Raw genomic sequence first — 18,865 nt, 5'->3', positions numbered from 1 at the left:
GGTAATATCAGCTTGTTTTTAATCGATATGTTATTAATGAAAGACAACATTATTGGCCCTCCACTATAGCGATTCGTAACAGGTTCGAGCCAATGACGTAGTCACCGCGCCTTGCGTTCTCTAGATTGATCTTAGGTTTGAGCTTATTATCGATGTGCGTGAGTTCAATGATTCCACCTAAGTCCGTAAAGTTAGGGATATCACTGATTGTCACAGTATGTGGCGAGTGCTCTTGACTAAGAAATTGGTCATTTTTACGGTCAGACAAATACGTAATATCACACTTAGAAGTAATCGACTGTTGAACTCGGATAGCGAGCGAACGAATAGATTTCCCCTCGGTAATTGACGTTAGCACTTGGCTTACCTTTTCATCGCCAATCACACAAAAGTTCACAGCGTTCATTGAGCTTTCATCATTCCAACGTATAAAATTCGCAATTCTAAAAAGGTACACCGCTTTCACTTCATAAGGTTTGAAGCTAGCAGCTGAGGTGTTCAACGGCACAATAAGCATCGTTAAAGCCGCTAAGCCTAGTATAGATAAGCCGAGCTTAATGCGGTGCTTAAGCCATTTAGAATTCATGAGAGATCCTCACATATACGGACTCTTGGTTGACACAAATCTCGGTAAGTTTTTGTGTCACTTTCGGAGCCGTTTCCATTTCAACATCTAACATAGACAACTCTTCAAGGCTCATCGACATGAGCTGGTCTAGAGAGTTTTCTTGAGCAGAGACAAAAACAGGTATCGTTAATGCTAGTCCTAAGCAAACCTGGCAGGATATCATGTGCTCACCTAATATACAGATAGATATTAATCCTTTAATCAATAGTTCAACTATATATGAAATGCCATACTGGTAAATCTACGGTGTCGAAAGTTTGAGTTAGGTCACTGTTTATTTATGGTATTTATAAGACCGTCATTACTTACCTCAACGTAAAGGATTAGCACCACGTGACAACGAAGATTTTGCTTAATTGCGACATGGGAGAAAGTTTCGGCAATTGGAAGATGGGCGATGACGAGTCGGTCATGGAATGGGTCGATATGGCAAACATCGCTTGTGGCTTCCACGCGTCTGATCCGCACGTTATGTCCAAGACGATAAAACTGGCGCAGCACTATCACACCCAAATTGGTGCTCATCCCGGTTATCAAGATCTCGTTGGTTTTGGTCGCCGTTCTATTCCACACACCATGGACGAAATCAGTGAGCTGGTTTGTTATCAAGTCGGTGCATTACAAGCCCTTTGCCGCTATCACCATACCACTGTTGGCTATGTGAAACCTCATGGCGCTCTTTATAACGATATGATGGCAAACATTGATGTGTTCAATGCGGTAGCCCAAGCCGTCGCTGAGTTTAACATCCCGTTGATGATTCTCTCTTCATCAGACAATCAACAGTATTTGGATATTGCTGACGACCATGACTTGCCTCTCTTGTTTGAAGCGTTTGCCGACCGTGCTTATTTAAATAACGGACAATTAGCGCCACGTACTCAAAAAGGCTCGGTTTACGTCAATCAAGACGATATCTATAACCAAGTTATGCAAATCATTAACTATGGCTCGGTTACGACTTTAGAGGGCGAAAGACTGCCTATTGAAGCTGATACTATCTGTGTTCATGGTGATAACCCTCAATCCATCGCATTAATTAGAAAAATCAGACAAGACCTCAACGCTTTTAATTAGTATGAAGCGTGTGATTGGTATGACGCATGGTCTAATCGCTCGTGAGATCTAATTGATTTGTATTGGCTTGGACACGGAAGTGAGACACGCCAAGTAAGCTAAAAAAGGCAAGATAACAAACGTATGGAAACGAAATGACGACGAATCAGATTGAATTCAATATAGCGCCAGTCGCGGAATGCAGCGTTTTGGTGACCTTGACGCTATCGCCTTCAAATAATCAATCTAGCGCCGAATATGCGCAATACATAGCTCACTTTTCCGATGCCATTCGCCAAAACTTAGCATCGGTGTTGATGAATGTGACACCGGCTTACCAAACAATATTGGTCGATTACCTCCCTTATCGAATATCAGAACAGCAGCTCATTGAACAGCTCAATAATTTGTTGAGTCATGCTCTGTCGTCCTTTTCTATTGTTAGTAAAACTCGCGATACGATTGAGCTTCCTGCCTATTACTCACCAGAAACGGCGCTCGATTTAGACCGATATCAAAACAAAGGCCTGTCGCTCGACCAGATAATTCAACATCACACCTCACAGACATACAGCGTCAGTGCGATTGGGTTTACGCCTGGCTTTGCCTTTATGTCGGATGTGGTTAATGAGCTTGCCTTGCCCCGTCACTCCACACCCCGCTTAATTGTGCCCAAAGGCAGTATCGCCATCGCGGATACGAAAACAGCTGTGTACCCTTCGGATTCACCGGGCGGTTGGAATATTATTGGCAATTGCCCACTTCCGTTGTTCGATCATAGCCAGTTGAAGAACGCCGATATCACGCAAAGACCACTGTCTCTGCTTAATGTTGGTGATACCGTCCGTTTCATAGCGATTTCAAAAAAAGAATTTGTAGAGTTGGGTGGAGGCATCGTAAATGGCTAAGACAAAAACTAAACCAACACTGACAGTGATTAAGCCCGGCCCGTTGAGTTTGATTCAAGACTTTGGGCGATTTGGTGTTGCTCATCTTGGATTAACGCAAGGTGGACCGGTTGATGACTACTCTTATAGCTGGGCTAACCATCTATTGGGCAACCCAGTCAACCAAGCGGCGTTGGAAATCACGCTTGGGCAATGTGCGTTGAGAATCGATTTTGATTGCGAGATGGCACTATGCGGGGGTGATTTACAAGCGAAACTCGATGGTAAACCACAGGCTAACTGGAGCACTTTTCAAGCTTTTAAGGGGCAAGTTCTCTCATTTGGTTTGCCTAAAAATGGTCTAAGGGCGTATTTAGCCATTAAGGGCGGTTTCGATGTTCCATCAACTCTTGATAGCTGCTCTACAGTCACTCGTGAAAAGATTGGTGGATTAACGCAAGATGGCGAGCCATGCCAGCAAGGGCAACAAATCGCTTTTACCCAACACCAACTCTCTCATCCATTTAAAGCGTTGAGTGTTACCTTCCGATACACGCCTGATTACAATCTACCCGTGAACCTACGAGTGATTGAAGGCTATCAAAGCGAGCTATTCTCCGAGTCAGCAAAAGAGACTTTGTATAACGCGCAGTATCACGTTGACCAAAACTCAAATCGGATGGGTTATCGACTCAGTGGCGAACCCGTCGACTCGCCTGACATTTCGCTATTGTCAGAAGGCATTGCCCTAGGTGCGATTCAAATTCCACAAGATGGACAGCCTATCGTGCTGCTTAATGATAGACAGACCATAGGTGGTTATCCGAAGATAGGATGTGTCGCCAGAATCGATTTACCACGCTTGGCGCAAGCAAAACCTGGACATGCGATATCGTTCAGCAAGGGCGATCGCTTGGGCTTACAAGATGTTTGGTGCCAATGGGCTCAGTTTTTCGGCTATTAGTTTTTGCGATGTGTTATGTGCTAAATGCTATGTAGCTGAGAATAATCAACTAGGAAGATGTCATTTAGATGAGGTTCGGTATCTAAGCAGATGTTGAAATGAAGATTCGGCTTACCTATTACAGTAAGCCGAATTGAAGAAATTAAACGCAGTCGATGATGATAGACTAATTATAGGCTATTAAGCGTGATCTTGACCTGACACCTTGGCAAGCGCTTCTGGGTATCCACGTTCTTGTGTCAAATCTATCGCTCTGTTTTCAATATCATTTAGATTAAGTGACATTGTCACTGAGTGTGTGTCTTCAATAGATGCCGCCTCTGATACATCAAACCATTGCTCAGCGACCTTTTGTGCCGCTTCTAATGTTGAAGAAGCTTTTACTACTTCAAGTCGAGCATAGCGATCCCCACAGAATGAAACGTCTGAAGCTCTTAAGCTTGGATCGGTTCCCGGAATCTGTTGTGCACCAAACAAAGGTTTACCACCGACCAATGCAGAACTGAAACTTGGGATGAACTGAGACATATGCGTTATTGCCGCGCGAGTTCTTAATTCAAGCTGATCTTCACTCCAACCCGATACGATTTTCTTAAGCAGCTTCGAAGGCAACTGTGGCTGTGACGAGTCTGTTGACGATGAAACAAGCCCACCCTCAAACAGAGTAATCCCTTCTGTCATGCCGTGAAGTTGGAATACACCATCAGCATACGGCGTTAATTGCGCCATGCCTTGCGGTGTGCCTCTCGGGCCATGGAAGATAACTTCTGGCCACTCTTCCTTACATTCTTGCGAATATGGCCACTCTGTAACGTATGCAGCTTTAAACTCAACAAGTCTTTGCTGCTTAGAGCCAACAAAGTCATCTACGATACCCGTTTCAAACCCACTCGCATTAATCAAGTAATCGGTCGTTAGTTGGCAGCTTTGGTTTTCGGCATCGGTATAAGTCAAAGACCAACCTTGACCTGTCGACTCAACAGAATGTAATCGGCTGTTGGTTAACACAGTACAGTTAGCTTGTTGCCCCAAAGAGAGTTGAGCGGTCGCAGAAAGTCGGAATACGCTCCAGCCATACTCTTGGACCATCGCAACAGGATACTTTAGGGTCTCTAAATCCGTATGCTTGGCGAAAGGAATACACCAATCATCAAGCGATGTTGGTTTCAGAGGCTGTGTTTTCGCAGAAAGTGCTAATAAATCTTCTTTGCTGTACAGCTTATAATACTCTTCCGGATCACCGAGCACTTGGTTGCTTTTATCTTGTTTAACAAGATCGGCATAAGCGCTTTTGATTATCTTGAGACGAGGAAGCAGATCCAACGGCTCTCCACCATCACTGTGCGGAACGGCGATGATTGTCGGACGAATATTGATCGTATGAGGAAATAAGCGGACGGTATCAATTGACTGCGTGAGCAACTGAAGACACTGCTCTACAGAAATATCTCGATACAAATTGCCGCCAGCGTGCAGGTGGCAAATTGGTGGACCATTAACCAAACTCGGCCCTTTTTCTAAGATAGTGACCTTAAAACCCAACTCACTAAAGTGAATCGCGCTCGTTGTTCCGGCAATACCACCACCAACAATGGCAATAGAAGGTTGATTTGTATCCGTTTTGTTGTGGTTCATCGTGTTCTGTAGAATAAGATTAACTGCCTCTATTCTACTTTTGTTCTGCGATGAATTAAAACACATTTTTATCAAGGTCTTAGATAGGCGGGATTTAATATCTATGTAAAAAACATAAATAATCTCTTGACTCAATAACTCCAGATAGGGTTTTAAAGGTTATTCTAACAGTCAAATTTGTCCTAAGTGACGCCACATAAAGGCTGCCTCAGTACTCTTAAAACATAGCGGTTAACTTATCCCTAAAGTTATCCACCGTTTTTGTGGATAACTGTTGATAACGTTCTTGCTAAGTTGCGCAAACCCTTTGTTTACAGGGACTAACCGCTGTTCATTAAATCGGCACTATTGGGTAATTAGTTTTAAAAAATGCTAAAAACAGTGGAATCTAAGGTGCGATATTTTTTACTTATGCTACCGGTTGGTTAAATAAAAAACGGTCTAAAGCGACGTATTATAAATAGTGCATGACTAAGTATAAATAATCTCACTTTTAGACCGTTTTAAGCGCTTGGCTAGATCTCGCTAACGACTAGCCAAAATCCTTGTTTACTGGTGCCAACAAACGTTTGATTAAGCTATTCACTACCGCGGCTAATGTGATGAACGTTAGCACCGGTAGCGCTATCCACAACATCGGGTGAAGTGAAGGTTGTAACTCAAAACCAAAGTTCATCACTCCTGCCACGCTGAGCTCAGAACCAAGGGCTGCAATTGAGCCTGCGACTAACGCCATTAAACCGTACTCACACCAAATAGTATTGAGAATTCGCTTCTTACTCGCGCCTAATGTTCGATACAAGCGTATCTCTTGTTGTCTTTGAGATAAGCTCAATCGCAATAGAGTGAAGATAAGCAACAGCCCCGCCACCACACCTAACGCCGCAAGTACGGTAATCGACCAAACAATCTGCTTAAGCAACTCTTGGATCTTGCTACCCATCTTACGAATATCCATCAAACTCACGGTTGGATGATTTCGAGAGAGTTCGTTGAGCATCTGATTGTGTTGTTCTTCTAATCTGAAGCTCACTAGCCAAGTAGAAGGGATTGAACTCAAGACATCTGGAGTAAAAATGAAGTAGAAGTTCGGCTTCATTTCTCGCCACTCGACTTTGCGGATGCTATTCACCTTGGCAGAAACATTCTGGCTGTTGATTGTGAATGACAGCTCATCGCCAATCTTTAGATCCAGTTGCTCCGCGACATCCGATTCCACAGATACGCCATGCTCTTGCGTCCAGTTACCTTCTAACACTTCATTGTACTCGGGTAAGCTATCTCCCCAAGTGAAGTTGATCTCTCGACTTAGTGCGTCTGTTTCGCCTGAGGTATCGCTGTATTCCGACGCTTCAACACCGTTTATCGTCGTCAGTCGTCCTCGGATAATTGGAAACGCTTGAGTACGCTCTACTTCGTTTGCATCAATCGTCTCGAGATAACTGTCTTTCTCATAGCTTGCAATGTTAAGTGCAAACGCATTCGGTGCGTTCTCGGGTAAGGTTTGTTGCCAATCTGACAGTAAATCACTTCTTACCAACCAGATGATAGACAGCAACATCAGTGAAAGCGCTAAAGAGCCAAATTGAATCCCAGTTGCTAAAGGTGTGCGATTAATTCGACTCAATGCCAAACGCATCGATGTCGATGTCGGCAACTTACTAACTAAACGCAGAACAAGCGTACTGACGACCGCAAGCACTAAGAACAGGCAAGCGATACCCGCTAAAACTATCCATACCAATAGATTGTCGCCATACATCAGCATCATTGGAATAATCGGTACCAGTAACAACAAATATTTCTTGTAGCTTTCATTGGACTGGTGACTTGATTGGATAACGCTGATTGCCGAGGTGTTGACCAAGCCAATTAACGGGATACCAAGAGCAGGAACACCAATTAGGATGCTTGATAAAATCGCCAAGATTGCAGGTTCAATACCATAGCTAGGAAGTGGCGTTGGTAATAAGTCGCCCAGAGGTATACGAAGCAAAAACTCCAAGCCGATACCGATGGTTATTCCCAGTACTGCACCGATAACCACTAACAAAGATACCTGTACAGACAACCATTTAACGATCCACTGCTTGCTTGCACCTAAACTCTTAAGCATCGCGATGGTTTTACGACGACTCGCAACATAATGTTGGCAAGTGAGTACCAAAGTGGTCGCAGCCATGATCACTACGATAGCTACCGTTAGTGATAAGTATTGAGTGGTGCTTTCGAACATGTCGTTGGTACGACTGGCTGAGTCTTGTGTACGCCAGCGGTCACTTGGTGTCAGTTCGATACTGTCTTGTGCGGCTTTGAGTTTCGATTCATCACCATTTAAAAACAATCTAAAGCTAACGCGACTGCCCGGTTGAATCGCTCCCGTGGCATCAATATCGCTTGTATGAATCAGAACGGCTGGCATCTGTTGGAATGGGTTAAAGCTTAAGCCTGGTTCTTGAGTGATTCGTCCAGTTATCGCTAAATCGGCATCGCCAACAGTGACAACGTCACCAATCTCAACCTCTAACTGTGCAAATATACGCTCGTCTAACCAAAGTTCCCCTGGCTCAACATGGTTACTTGATGCTTTATCAGCACCCACTAAGATCATTTCACCGCGTAATGGATAATTACTTTCAACCGCTTTCACCGTCACTAACTGCATCGAGTTGTCACTGAATGCCATGGTTGAAAAACGAGTCAACTGAGAGCTTTCTAACTGTTCAACTTGAGTGAGGTCTAATAAGGATTGTGGAACTGGGTTTGCTGAGATAAACACGATATCGGCAGTAAGCGCATCTTTGCCCTGCTTAACAATTACCTGCTCCATACGTTCGGCCAACGCCGACAATGCAAATACACAAGCAATAATAAGCGTTAAAGCGATTGAAACTGGCCAAAGCTGACCGTGTCGAATCTCTTCGATACTCCATGAAAACAGGCGTTTATTCAGTCCGTTTGATGAATTCAATTTAGACTTCCTCTATCTGACCGACATGCATCTTGAGTGTTCTTTGGCAACGTTGTGCAAGCTTAGGATCGTGTGTCACCAAAACTAAAGTTGTGCCGTGGGATGAGTTCAATTCAAACAACAACTCAACAATTTTGGCTGCCGTTTGTTGGTCTAGGTTGCCTGTGGGTTCATCGGCAAAAAGAATTTTTGGCTTAATCATAAATGCGCGCGCCAACGCGACCCTTTGTTGTTCACCACCCGATAGCTGCGACGGTAAGTGATCAAGCCTGTCTTTCAAGCCTACTGATTCAAGCAGAGCAGTCGCGCGTTCGATGTCTTCGTCTTCTCCCTTTAACAAACAAGGTAACGTGACATTTTGTAGCGCTGAAAGACTTGGAATTAACAAGAAGCTTTGAAATACAAACCCTACCGATTCACTGCGGATCTTCGCTCTTGCCTCGTCATCAAGCTGTGAAAGTGGCTGTCCTAATAAACTGATTTCGCCTTTCGTTGGTACATCAAGACCAGCAAGCAGCGTCATTAAGGTCGATTTACCCGCGCCAGACGTGCCGACAATCGCGACAGTTTCGCCTTCACGAATATCGATATCGACGTGCTCTAGGATTGTTAAATGTTCTTGATTAGTAGACACTGTCTTCGAAACAGCTTCTGCTTTAATGATGGATGTATGCATGACTCGACTAATTTCCTTTTTATTCTTTATTTTATTTTCAACCGCTTCTTTGGCTCAAGATACCCGCTTAGATTCTAAGTTACTGGTCCTTGGTGATAGCCTGAGTGCTGGTTACAACATGGACATCAAACAGAGTTGGCCAAGCCTGTTACCAGACGCGTTAGCAAAGCATGACAAAACGGTAACCGTGGTTAACGGGAGTATTTCTGGTGATACAACGGGCAATGGTTTAGCCCGCCTACCACAATTGCTTGAAGAACATGCTCCAGACACCGTTCTTATCGAACTTGGTGCGAATGATGGACTTCGTGGTTTCCCACCTAAGCTGATGTCTGAAAATCTTGAGCAGATCATTGAGCAGATAAAAGCTGCGGGCGCCAAACCTATAATGATGCAGATTAAAATCCCACCAAATTACGGAAAGCGTTACAACCAGCAGTTTGAATACGTTTTTGCAGCGCTTGCTGATCAACAAAACGTGCCACTTTTGCCGTTTTTCCTAGAGCATATCATCCTCAAACCTGAGTGGATGATGAACGATGGACTGCATCCAAAACCAGAAGCTCAACCTTGGATTGCTGAATTCGTCGCCGAAGAATTATATCAGTATCTTTAAGTTTTAATGGTCTAGCTCAATAAATTTTACACAGCTTTACGTTAGCCTGAGTGCATATCACCGTTAACTGTAAGGTTATTTATGCTGATCGAACCTGTTATCAAGGGTGTGGTAGCCAAAAGCGCTCACCCTCTTGGCTGTCAAGAAGCCGTAAAGCAACAAATCAAGTTTGTTAAGAGTGCGCCGCAAATCAAAGATGGCCCTAAACGAGTACTGATTATCGGCGCTTCCTCAGGCTTTGGCCTTGCCGCTCGTATTGCCCTTACCTTTGGCGGCGCAAAAGCTGACACTATCGGCGTCTCATTCGAGCGCGGTCCAAACGAAAAATCCCTAGGTAGTGCTGGTTGGTACAACAACATCTACTTCAAAAAAGAAGCCGAACGAGAGCAACGCACTGCTATCAACATCGTTGGCGACGCATTTTCGCAAGAAACACGCTCACAAGTTGTCGAAGCCATTGAAACCTACTTCGAAGGTGAAGTGGATCTGATTATCTATAGCTTAGCTGCAGGCGTTCGTCCTAAACCAGATTCCGATGAGTTTTGGCGCTCTGCCATCAAACCTATTGGTGAAAGCGTAACTGGCGCAACCATTTCTCTGGAACACGACAACTGGGTCACCAACACGCTTGAAGCCGCGACGGAAGAAGAAGCCGAAAGCACACTCAAAGTGATGGGAGGCGAAGATTGGGAACAATGGATAGATGAGCTCATCAACGCAGAATCTATTGCTCCGGGTTGTAAGACAATCGCGTTTTCTTATGTGGGTCCAGAAGTCACACATCCTATCTATTTAGACGGTACATTGGGACGCGCTAAGATCGACCTTCACCAAACCAGCCACGCTCTTAATCTAGAGTTAGCTAACTTTGATGGCAACGCTTACGCGGCGGTATGTAAAGCCCTAGTCACTAAAGCGAGCGTTTTCATCCCTGGATTAAGCCCTTACTTACTTGCTTTGTATAAGGTGATGAAAGAGAAAGAGACCCACGAAGGTTGTATCCAACAAATGCAGCGTCTGTTTGGCAGTAAACTTTATGGTCAATCCAAAGTACCACTTGATGGTGAGCGATTGATCCGTATGGATGATTGGGAATTAGACCCAGAAACCCAAGCGCACGTAACTGAACTGCTAGAAAAGATGGACGAAAATAACTTCCAAACCTTAGGGGATTACCAAGGGTTTAAAGAAGAATTTCTACAATTAAATGGGTTTGCTCAACCATCGGTAGATTATAGCCAGAAACTTAATACAGAAGATTTTATAAAGTTAAAGCCTTAATCTAAAATTATCTCATTACTGAGACCCGGATTCACATTTGAAAACCTCTGCATAATTGCGGAGGTTTTTTCGTGCAACATTTCTTATACTTAGTTAACGTAAGATTCACAGTTTTCTTTGGTTCATCATAATTAACACAGGATGTGTTGATGCATTTAGCATAATTGACTCGGAGTCATATGAAGAAAATAAAAACTCTCGATTTAGATATCCCAGACGATATGGAGCACGGTTGGCAGAATATTGTCGACCTCTTAGCTCAAATTACTCAAGTGCCCGCAGCACTAATCATGCGTGTTCACGCCAATTACATTGAAGTTTTTTCAACCAGTCGTAGCGAGAACAACCCATACAACAAAGGTGATTCTGAAACGCTGGGGAATGGGCTGTACTGCGAAACAGTGATGGAAACTCAACGACAGCTTCTTGTGCCTAACGCGCTTGCCGATCCTAAGTGGGACAACAACCCAGACATCAAACTCGGCTTAGTCTCCTATTGTGGTATTCCATTACTTTGGCCTAACGGTGAACTGTTTGGCACCATTTGTATCTTGGACTCGAAAGAGAATCACTACACCCCTACTTATATCAAACTGTTAGAGAGCTTTCGGACTTCGATTGAATCTCAGCTTAAAACCCTATTCCAACACGCCAAGCTTACCCAAATGAATCGCGACCTAAAAAACCGCGTTTACAATCGCACTAAAGATCTCGCGAGCCTTAATTACTCGTTGAATCAAGAAATTGATAAACGAAAAGCGGCTGAACAGAAGATTAACTTCCAAAAGAATCACGACCTCGGCACCGGCTTTTTAAACCGAAACGCATTTGAATCTCGCTTAAACCACAAGCTACTGTCACAGAGAAGGCTGACAGACAGCTCATTTGCAGTCGTTCATATTGGTTTTACCAACGGTAGACGCATACAAGCACGCTACGGCTATAACGCGTTAGACCAAGTGCTTGTTGAATACCGAAAACGCATCGACTGTATTTCTGATATCGATGTATTAACTGCACGCCCTACTTCGGTTGACCTCGTATTGGCGTTTAGCGTTAAAGATTTACACCATCGCCTTGAAGAACTTTGCCAGACGCTCGTTAAAGTTGGTCATTCAGAATTCGACATCGAAAGTGACAAAGTGCATTTGCACGCGTTTATTGGGATTGCAATTACGAACGACGAAGATGACGCGGAAAGCATTCTGCAGAAATCTTCTGAAGCGATGTTAGCCTGCAAAGATTCAGGACAAAAGTTCGCTTACTACTCTCAATCCCATACCGAAGAACAAACTCACATTAATAAGATCGAAGGCTATTTGCTTCAAGCCGTTCGTAATGATGACCTTATGCTCTACTTTCAACCCAAAGTTAGCCCGTTGACGCATCGCTGGGTCGGTGCTGAAGCTTTGCTTCGTTGGCGACATCCTGTTTTGGGTGATATCTCTAACGAAACCCTGATCCACATGGCTGAACAAAACGGTTTGATTTTCGAAGTGGGCAGCTTTGTTTTACGCAATGCGATTGAAAAAGCCAAAGAGTGGTCCGAATACGTTGAAGATTTCAAGATGGCTGTGAATGTGTCTGCAATTCAACTCAAGAACGTACACTTTGCGGAACAAGTGGTTCACCTACTCGAAACCTATCATTTAGAGCCTCGTTTCTTAGAACTTGAAGTTACGGAGAGTGGACTGATAGCAGATGAAGTGGTTGCCAAGAATACCTTGGGATCTTTGCACGATATTGGCGTTACATTGTCACTAGATGACTTCGGTACGGGCTACGCCTCCTTCAGTTATCTGAAGAAGTTCCCATTCGACACCATTAAGATTGATAAGAGCTTTATCGACCAAATGCTCAACTCACACGAAGACTCGGAAATTGTTCGTTCTATTGTCCAAATTGCCAAAAAGCTCGACTTAAAAGTGACGATTGAAGGCATAGAAACGGAGGTTCAGGAGCAATTTATTATTAACGAAGGCTGCGATGTGGGCCAAGGTTACCTTTACGGAAGACCAATGCCGAGCCAAGAATTCGAACACAGCTTAATCAATCAAAACTATTTGGGGACAACTCGTTACGCTTAAAGCGAAAAAGAGCAGTTAGTTTTGGATTTAGGCCTACTTTCTCTTTACTCTAAAGGTGGTGATTTTTATAATCGCCGCCTTTCTGTTTTTATCTTTCCCCTTATATAGGCATTCCTCGTTATGGATCAGTTGACTGCAAAGCTTAAAAAGCTCGAAAAACAAAACTACCGTGCATATCAACAAATTAAAGGTCAATACGACTTTGCTGATTTTGAATTACACATCGACCACATCCAAGGTGACCCATACGCGTCAGCTTCTCGTTTTCGTGCAACGCGCGCGTGGTCTTTGACCGGGTTAGATTGGCTGAAAGAAAAATCTTACGAATACCAAGTAGCCGCTCGTGACTTTATCGCACGTAGCTTCTCTGAGTTCGCGAAACAAGAGTCGACCGTTTCTATCGCGCTGACGGGTCAAACCGTATTAGACAACACAGCTGTTGTATTCACAGACCACGGCATCGAAATTCGTTTCCGTATTAATTTACCAGCTGATGGTCGTAGCATTCTTGCTAAGAAAGCGAACAACATCATCACTTTCTACTTACCGAAGTTTATTCGTCGCGCGACGCTTGAGCGTGAGTTAAACATCGATGCAATGATCAAACATTGTGAAACGATTGAAGACCAAGAAGCGCTGCGTGCTCAATTGGATGAAAACAACCTAGCCGCTTTCGTTGCAAACGGCAGTGTGTTACCTCGTATCGCGGGTAACTGCGACCTTCCAATGAAAGACGCGGTACCTTTCGCGGCTCCAGAATCATTGAGTGTTACGTTAAATACTCCAAACCAAGGTGACGTGACCGGCCTAGGCATTCCAAAAGGCATTACGCTGATCGTTGGTGGTGGTTTCCATGGTAAATCGACACTGTTGAACGCCGTTGAACGTTCTATCTACAACCATATTCCTGGTGACGGTCGCGAAGGCATTGTAACTGCGATTGATACGATGAAGATCCGCGCTGAAGATGGTCGATGTGTGCACAGCTTGAACCTGTCAAACTACATCAACCATTTACCAATGCAGAAAGACACATCTGACTTCAGCACACAAGATGCGTCAGGTTCTACGTCTCAAGCGGCTTGGTTACAAGAATCGATTGAAGCCGGCGTTCAAACTCTACTTATCGATGAAGATACGTCAGCGACTAACTTCATGATTCGTGACGAGCGTATGCAAGCGCTAGTGTCAAAAGGCGATGAGCCAATCACACCACTTGTCGACCGCATTGGTCAGCTTCGTGAAGAGATGGATATCTCTACCATTGTTGTAATGGGTGGCTCTGGTGATTACCTAGATGTCGCGAACACTGTGATTCAAATGCACGACTACCAAGCGGTAGATGTGACTGAAAAAGCAAAAGACGTGATTGCTCAGCACCCTACTCAGCGTACTAACGAATGTGAAACTGCTTTAGAAACGTTTGTACCGCGTTCATTGAACCGTGCTTCACTGATGAACATTCTGACTGACGGTAAATTCCGTGTTAATGCTAAAGGCAAAGAGTCACTGCGTTTTGGTAAAGAGTTTGCAGACCTTTCTGCGCTTGAGCAATTAGAATCACCGTCTGAAGTGAATGCGATCGGTTGGGCTTGGTTCCAATTCGCACAAACTCCAGGTTGGTCAAACAACCCTGCTAAAGAGTTTAACGCTATTTTAGAAAACGAATGGCACGCTAACATGCCTAACTACGGTGACCTAGCGAAACCAAGAACGTTAGATGTGATGGCTGCTCTGAACCGTATGCGTAAATCTCAGTTCAAGCCTTCGAACTGATTTCGTTAAATATCGGATTTATTGTGCTTCTAGGTTTTTGAAGTTTTAATCTTCTAATTTACTAAAGCTTCTAAGCCACTAAATAAGCAAATTAACCTTCTACGGCTCTCATTCTGAGGGCCGTAAATTTATCTAACCTCTTTTGACCTAACCTCTAGTGTCGTCAAAACTCTTGAACTTTATAAATTCATAAAACCAATCTTTACATCAATTACTTATCATCTTTTGTAATGAGAAAATTAAAGGCACTGTTTACCGCCATCTAATGCTGTCGATCCCTCAAAAATGACACAGCTTTTACAAAACCCTAGTGATATTCAGATAAAGTCCCGATTCGACAAGTGTAACCAAATGTAACAGACCCTTGAGGCTTCAATGAATCATAAACGCGTTAAGATGCGTGACCATAAAATCGAAGTGAACCTATTCAAAAACCGCGTAATCGTCGCGTTTTGTGGGATCTTGATGTTCACTCTTGTCTTAGTCGGCAATCTATACCGACTTCAAGTTGAAAATTTTAAAAGCTATCAAACTCGTGCCGATGGCAACAGAATCAAAGTATTACCTATCGCCCCTACTCGTGGACTTATTTACGACCGTAACGGCGTGTTGCTTGCAGAGAACAAGCTTGTCTTTGATCTAACCATGATTCCTGAGCAAACCGATGATGTCGATGCAATGCTCACCAAGCTAGACAAATATGTCCCCCGTGATGCAGAGCAGATCGCTCGTTTCAAAAAACGCTATCACAACACCCGCCGTTTTAAATCTGTGACTATTCTAGAGAACTTAACGGAGGAAGAGATCGCCAAGTTCTCCGTGCACCAGTACCAGTTCCCCGGCTTATCTATCGATACCAGCTTAAAGCGTTTTTACCCGAATGGTGAGGTGCTTACCCATGTTCTTGGTTACGTGGCGCACATCAATGATAGCGATCTCAGAAAGCTTGAAGAACAAGGGATAGAAGCGAATTATCAAGCTACAACAATCATAGGAAAACTGGGTGTTGAACGTTATTACGAAGATATTCTGCACGGCACCAAAGGTTATCAAGAAGTCGAAGTAAACAGCCGTGGGCGAATAGTCCGAACCATTGAGTACGTGCCGCCAGTAGCTGGTAAAGATATCGTGTTAAATATTGACCTTGAGCTGCAAAAATACGTCTTTGAGCAACTTGATCACCGAACTGGAAGCGCGGTTATTCTCGATCCGAAAGACAACAGCGTGTTGGCGATGGCATCAAGCCCGAGTTACGACCCTAACCTATTTGTCGACGGCATTTCGAGTAAGAACTACCAACGTTTATTGAATGATCCGGCTCACCCGTTGGTTAACCGCACCACTCTAGGCGTTTATCCTCCTGCCTCAACCGTTAAACCATTTATGGCTGTGGCAGGACTGCAAGAACATGTCATCTCTGAAGATACCATCCGTAACGACCATGGCGTTTGGAGAATTCCTGGCTCTAAACGAAACTCTAAATCGTGGCGTGACTGGAAACGTTGGGGTCACGGACCTGTCGATGTCACTCAAGCCATTGAAGAGTCGGTAGATTCATTCTTCTATCAAACCGCTTTCGATTTGGGTATTGACCGAATTTCAAGTTGGATGAACCGATTTGGATTTGGTGAACCGACAGGCATTGATATCTATGAAGAAAGTACCGCCAACATGCCGACTCGAGAATGGAAGATGATGCGTTATCGCACCCCTTGGTATCAGGGTGACACAGTTCCGATTGGTATTGGCCAAGGTTATTGGACATCGACACCTATGCAACTTGCTAAAGCAACGTCAGTATTGGTTAATCATGGTAAGGTGATGCCACCTCATATCTTAAGAGCCACCTTAGATCATGGTGAAGATTTCAGTACACAACAACTTGTCGAACCGGAGCCAATGCCCTCAATCACCGAAGTACCGGATAGAATTTGGGATGTGCCAATCAATGCGATGCGACTCGTAAACCACGGTAATCGAGGCAGCGGCAGACGTGCATTTAAGGGAACTGAATACACGAGCGGCGGTAAATCAGGAACTGCACAAGTCTTTGATCTTGCGAAAGACCAGGTCTACAACTCGAAGAAACTCGCTAGACACTTGCTTGACCATGCGCTTTACACGGCTTTCGCACCGTATGAACACCCTGAATATGTCGCAACTGTGGTTATTGAACACGGTAACGGTGGCTCAAAAGTTGGTGCGCCTTATATCCGTAAAGTACTCGACTATGCCTTTGAACATAAAAGTGGTGAAAGCAAAGATCACTCCTAACACCAATAACTTAAGTCGCTACAGCACATAGCGTAATAACGACAAAGCCCCACTTGTGTCACTCACAATGTGGGGCTTTCTGTTTTAGGGTTCTAAGCAATTAGACAGCTAAAAATGCCTGTCGATTATGAGCTTCTTAATACATGCCATGCTTCACAGAGCGTCTGAAATTTTGCGGTGTTGCCTTCGTCTCTGTCCGGATGCCATCTCAATGCCAGTTGTCGCCAACGTTTTCTAATTTCATGGTGTGTCGCGTCTAAAGGTAACTCAAACAGGTTCAATGCTCGACTTCGATCCATATCGAGTTCATCACCACCCACATACTTTCTATACCGAGTCCAAAATTCGTTCAACAGCCTTTTGACTTCACCTTCATCCGCTTCATAGTTAACCCAATTAATGTAGTATTCTCGAAGTGGGTCTTGATGATCGATGCTGTGACTGCTTCCGTGATAACGACCATTCATCAATTCGATGTCCATCGCTTGGACTTGGAGCCAACCATCTGGGTGTAAGGTTTCTTGAAGCTGATAAAGCGCATTCATGATAAGGAAGTTCTTTTTAAACAACTCTTTCTCAGGCACAGCATCCAACACTGGCACAAACCCAAGATCGTTCAGATGAGCTGCCAATGTGTGTACTTTCCATCCGCTTGGCTTTTGCTTAAGCACTTCCATTATCGGCCAAAGCAATGGGTTTTCCATATGGCAATGAAAGTTTGCTCTCACATCTTGATAATTCGACATAGTTGACTCAGTTAGCTTCTCTGAATTAATGGATTTCTAGAACTGTGGTTACTATAAGTAACCTGTTTCGCATCCGTTGCGTATCTTCTTTAATTGAAAGCGATTTTCTAAGATTTGTCGAGCTTAAGGACAAACAACTTTCTAACGTTTGGCTTAAAGGCACCTTTTATCGTCAAAACTGAGTACCATTTCGTTGAATACAACCGTTAGTAATAAAGCCGCAATTCTTTGGTACGGATACAAAAAAGGTCAGCGACTTAGCTGACCTTTCACATCTATCCCAATTTTAGGGACGAAGCATTGAACTGACTAGATAACGCCAAGCTCTCTTAGACGTTCCATTAGGTATTCGTTTGCTGTGTACTTTTCAGATAGCACTACTTCTGGTTTCGGGTGAAGGAATAGAGGCAAAGAGATACGAGACTTCTCTTCGCGTTCACCTGATGGGTTGATTACACGGTGAGTTGTCGATGGGAAGTAACCACCAGATGCTTCTTGAAGCATGTCACCGATGTTGATGATCATGTTACCGAAGTCACATGGAACATCTAGCCACTCGTCATTTTGAGCTTTAACTTGAAGGCCCGGCTCGCTTGCAGCAGGAAGAACCGTCAGTAAGTTGATGTCTTCGTGTGCCGCAGCGCGGATTGCACCTGGCTCTTCATCACCTTGCATTGGTGGGTAGTGAAGAACACGAAGCAGAGTCTGTTCACTGCCGTTGATCATTTCTGATAACGCAATAGAGAATTTCTCTTGTACTTCTTTAGGAGCATGAGCTTCAACCCAACCTAGCAGCTCTTGAGCAAAAGCATTCGCACGTTGGTAGTAATCTAGAATCTGTTCTTTCAGCTGCTCAGGGATTTGACCCCATGGGTATACGTGAAAGTACTCTTTGATGTCTTTTACAGTGTGGCCCTTAGCAACTTCAGACACTGAAGGTGGAAAATATCCATCTTGTGTTTCAACATTAAAGTGGAAGTTCTCTTTTTCTTCAGAGATGAAGAATTGGTACCAGTTTTCGTAAATTGACTCAACAAGCTCTTTCGGGATTGGGTGGTTCTTAAGAACACCAAAACCAGTTTCACGTAGAGAGCGAACAAATTGTTCTGCTGCGTCGTCAGCAAGGTAATCGACAGTTTCCAGTTTCATGACTTTCTTTCTTGTTATGTAGTAATAGAGCGATTTTAAGGATCGCTTTGTTGTAAATCAAACTTTTGTGAAACTCTCGCAACCGTTTGTCTAGATACTGGGCGATAACGCCGGTTTTC

15 protein-coding genes are annotated in these 18,865 nt (G+C 44.0%); 8 read left to right on the top strand and 7 right to left on the bottom strand.

Features of this window, described 5'->3' with window-relative positions; all coding sequences use genetic code 11:
* Nucleotides 1-49 precede the first annotated feature (49 nt).
* Nucleotides 50-586 (bottom strand): YfiR family protein, encoded by a 537-nt coding sequence (locus AB4512_RS15355; protein WP_372175146.1) that lies wholly within the window; start codon nucleotides 584-586, stop codon nucleotides 50-52.
* Nucleotides 576-791, bottom strand: a complete 216-nt coding sequence (locus AB4512_RS15350; protein WP_372175145.1) for a hypothetical protein — start codon at nucleotides 789-791, stop codon at nucleotides 576-578. The genes AB4512_RS15355 and AB4512_RS15350 overlap by 11 nt, the downstream gene beginning before the upstream one ends.
* Before the next feature lie 170 nt (nucleotides 792-961).
* Between AB4512_RS15350 and AB4512_RS15345 the strand changes: the two genes are divergently transcribed.
* From AB4512_RS15345 to AB4512_RS15335, 3 genes are all read left to right on the top strand, one after another.
* On the top strand, nucleotides 962-1,705 hold the full coding sequence (locus tag AB4512_RS15345) for a 5-oxoprolinase subunit PxpA (protein ID WP_017060084.1): 744 nt from the start codon (nucleotides 962-964) through the stop codon (nucleotides 1,703-1,705).
* 134 nt (nucleotides 1,706-1,839) lie between these two features.
* The gene (locus tag AB4512_RS15340) at nucleotides 1,840-2,592 is read left to right on the top strand and encodes an allophanate hydrolase subunit 1 (RefSeq protein WP_372175144.1); all 753 of its coding nucleotides are present in this window, start codon (nucleotides 1,840-1,842) and stop codon (nucleotides 2,590-2,592) included.
* Complete coding sequence (locus AB4512_RS15335) at nucleotides 2,585-3,535, top strand: biotin-dependent carboxyltransferase family protein (protein ID WP_372058323.1); 951 nt, start codon at nucleotides 2,585-2,587, stop codon at nucleotides 3,533-3,535. Before AB4512_RS15340 ends, AB4512_RS15335 begins: the two co-directional genes overlap by 8 nt.
* A gap of 180 nt (nucleotides 3,536-3,715) precedes the next feature.
* Here the strand turns inward: AB4512_RS15335 and AB4512_RS15330 are convergent, their stop codons facing one another.
* The 3 genes from AB4512_RS15330 to AB4512_RS15320 form a co-directional block, all read right to left on the bottom strand.
* Nucleotides 3,716-5,170 (bottom strand): FAD-dependent oxidoreductase, encoded by a 1,455-nt coding sequence (locus AB4512_RS15330; protein ID WP_102333626.1) that lies wholly within the window; start codon nucleotides 5,168-5,170, stop codon nucleotides 3,716-3,718.
* Nucleotides 5,171-5,702: 532 nt separating this feature from the next.
* Nucleotides 5,703-8,141: an ABC transporter permease gene (locus AB4512_RS15325; protein ID WP_372175143.1), complete on the bottom strand. Its 2,439-nt coding sequence runs from the start codon at nucleotides 8,139-8,141 to the stop codon at nucleotides 5,703-5,705.
* A 1-nt stretch (nucleotide 8,142) separates the two neighbouring features.
* Entirely contained in the window at nucleotides 8,143-8,817 is a 675-nt protein-coding gene (locus AB4512_RS15320; protein WP_004730959.1) for an ABC transporter ATP-binding protein, read from the bottom strand.
* Between AB4512_RS15320 and AB4512_RS15315 the strand changes: the two genes are divergently transcribed.
* The 5 genes from AB4512_RS15315 to mrdA all read left to right on the top strand — a co-directional run bounded on the left by AB4512_RS15315 (nucleotide 8,816) and on the right by mrdA (nucleotide 16,851).
* On the top strand, nucleotides 8,816-9,433 hold the full coding sequence (locus AB4512_RS15315; protein ID WP_372175142.1) for an arylesterase: 618 nt from the start codon (nucleotides 8,816-8,818) through the stop codon (nucleotides 9,431-9,433). The two genes, AB4512_RS15320 and AB4512_RS15315, sit on opposite strands and share 2 nt — an antisense overlap.
* Nucleotides 9,434-9,514: 81 nt before the next feature.
* A complete protein-coding gene (fabV, locus tag AB4512_RS15310; RefSeq protein ID WP_017067782.1) occupies nucleotides 9,515-10,714 on the top strand; it encodes an enoyl-ACP reductase FabV in 1,200 nt (399 codons plus the stop codon).
* Nucleotides 10,715-10,893: 179 nt separating this feature from the next.
* Nucleotides 10,894-12,801, top strand: coding sequence for a GGDEF and EAL domain-containing protein (locus AB4512_RS15305; protein WP_017060077.1), 1,908 nt, complete (start codon nucleotides 10,894-10,896; stop codon nucleotides 12,799-12,801).
* A gap of 120 nt (nucleotides 12,802-12,921) precedes the next feature.
* Entirely contained in the window at nucleotides 12,922-14,577 is a 1,656-nt protein-coding gene (locus AB4512_RS15300; RefSeq protein WP_017060076.1) for an ABC-ATPase domain-containing protein, read from the top strand.
* A 375-nt stretch (nucleotides 14,578-14,952) separates the two neighbouring features.
* The gene (mrdA, locus tag AB4512_RS15295) at nucleotides 14,953-16,851 is read left to right on the top strand and encodes a penicillin-binding protein 2 (RefSeq protein ID WP_017060075.1); all 1,899 of its coding nucleotides are present in this window, start codon (nucleotides 14,953-14,955) and stop codon (nucleotides 16,849-16,851) included.
* A 125-nt stretch (nucleotides 16,852-16,976) separates the two neighbouring features.
* Here mrdA and AB4512_RS15290 read toward each other — a convergent pair whose 3' ends face one another.
* Nucleotides 16,977-17,597 (bottom strand): DNA-J related domain-containing protein, encoded by a 621-nt coding sequence (locus AB4512_RS15290; RefSeq protein ID WP_029235437.1) that lies wholly within the window; start codon nucleotides 17,595-17,597, stop codon nucleotides 16,977-16,979.
* A gap of 309 nt (nucleotides 17,598-17,906) precedes the next feature.
* Nucleotides 17,907-18,746, bottom strand: a complete 840-nt coding sequence (locus AB4512_RS15285; protein ID WP_372175141.1) for an isopenicillin N synthase family dioxygenase — start codon at nucleotides 18,744-18,746, stop codon at nucleotides 17,907-17,909.
* Nucleotides 18,747-18,865: the final 119 nt, after the last annotated feature.

This window comes from Vibrio sp. 10N.222.52.B7, from assembly GCF_041474275.1.
Classification (GTDB): Bacteria; Pseudomonadota; Gammaproteobacteria; order Enterobacterales; family Vibrionaceae; genus Vibrio; species Vibrio crassostreae_C.
The sequence above is the reverse complement of the archived record's forward strand: the minus strand, read 5'-3'. Positions and strand labels throughout refer to the sequence as shown.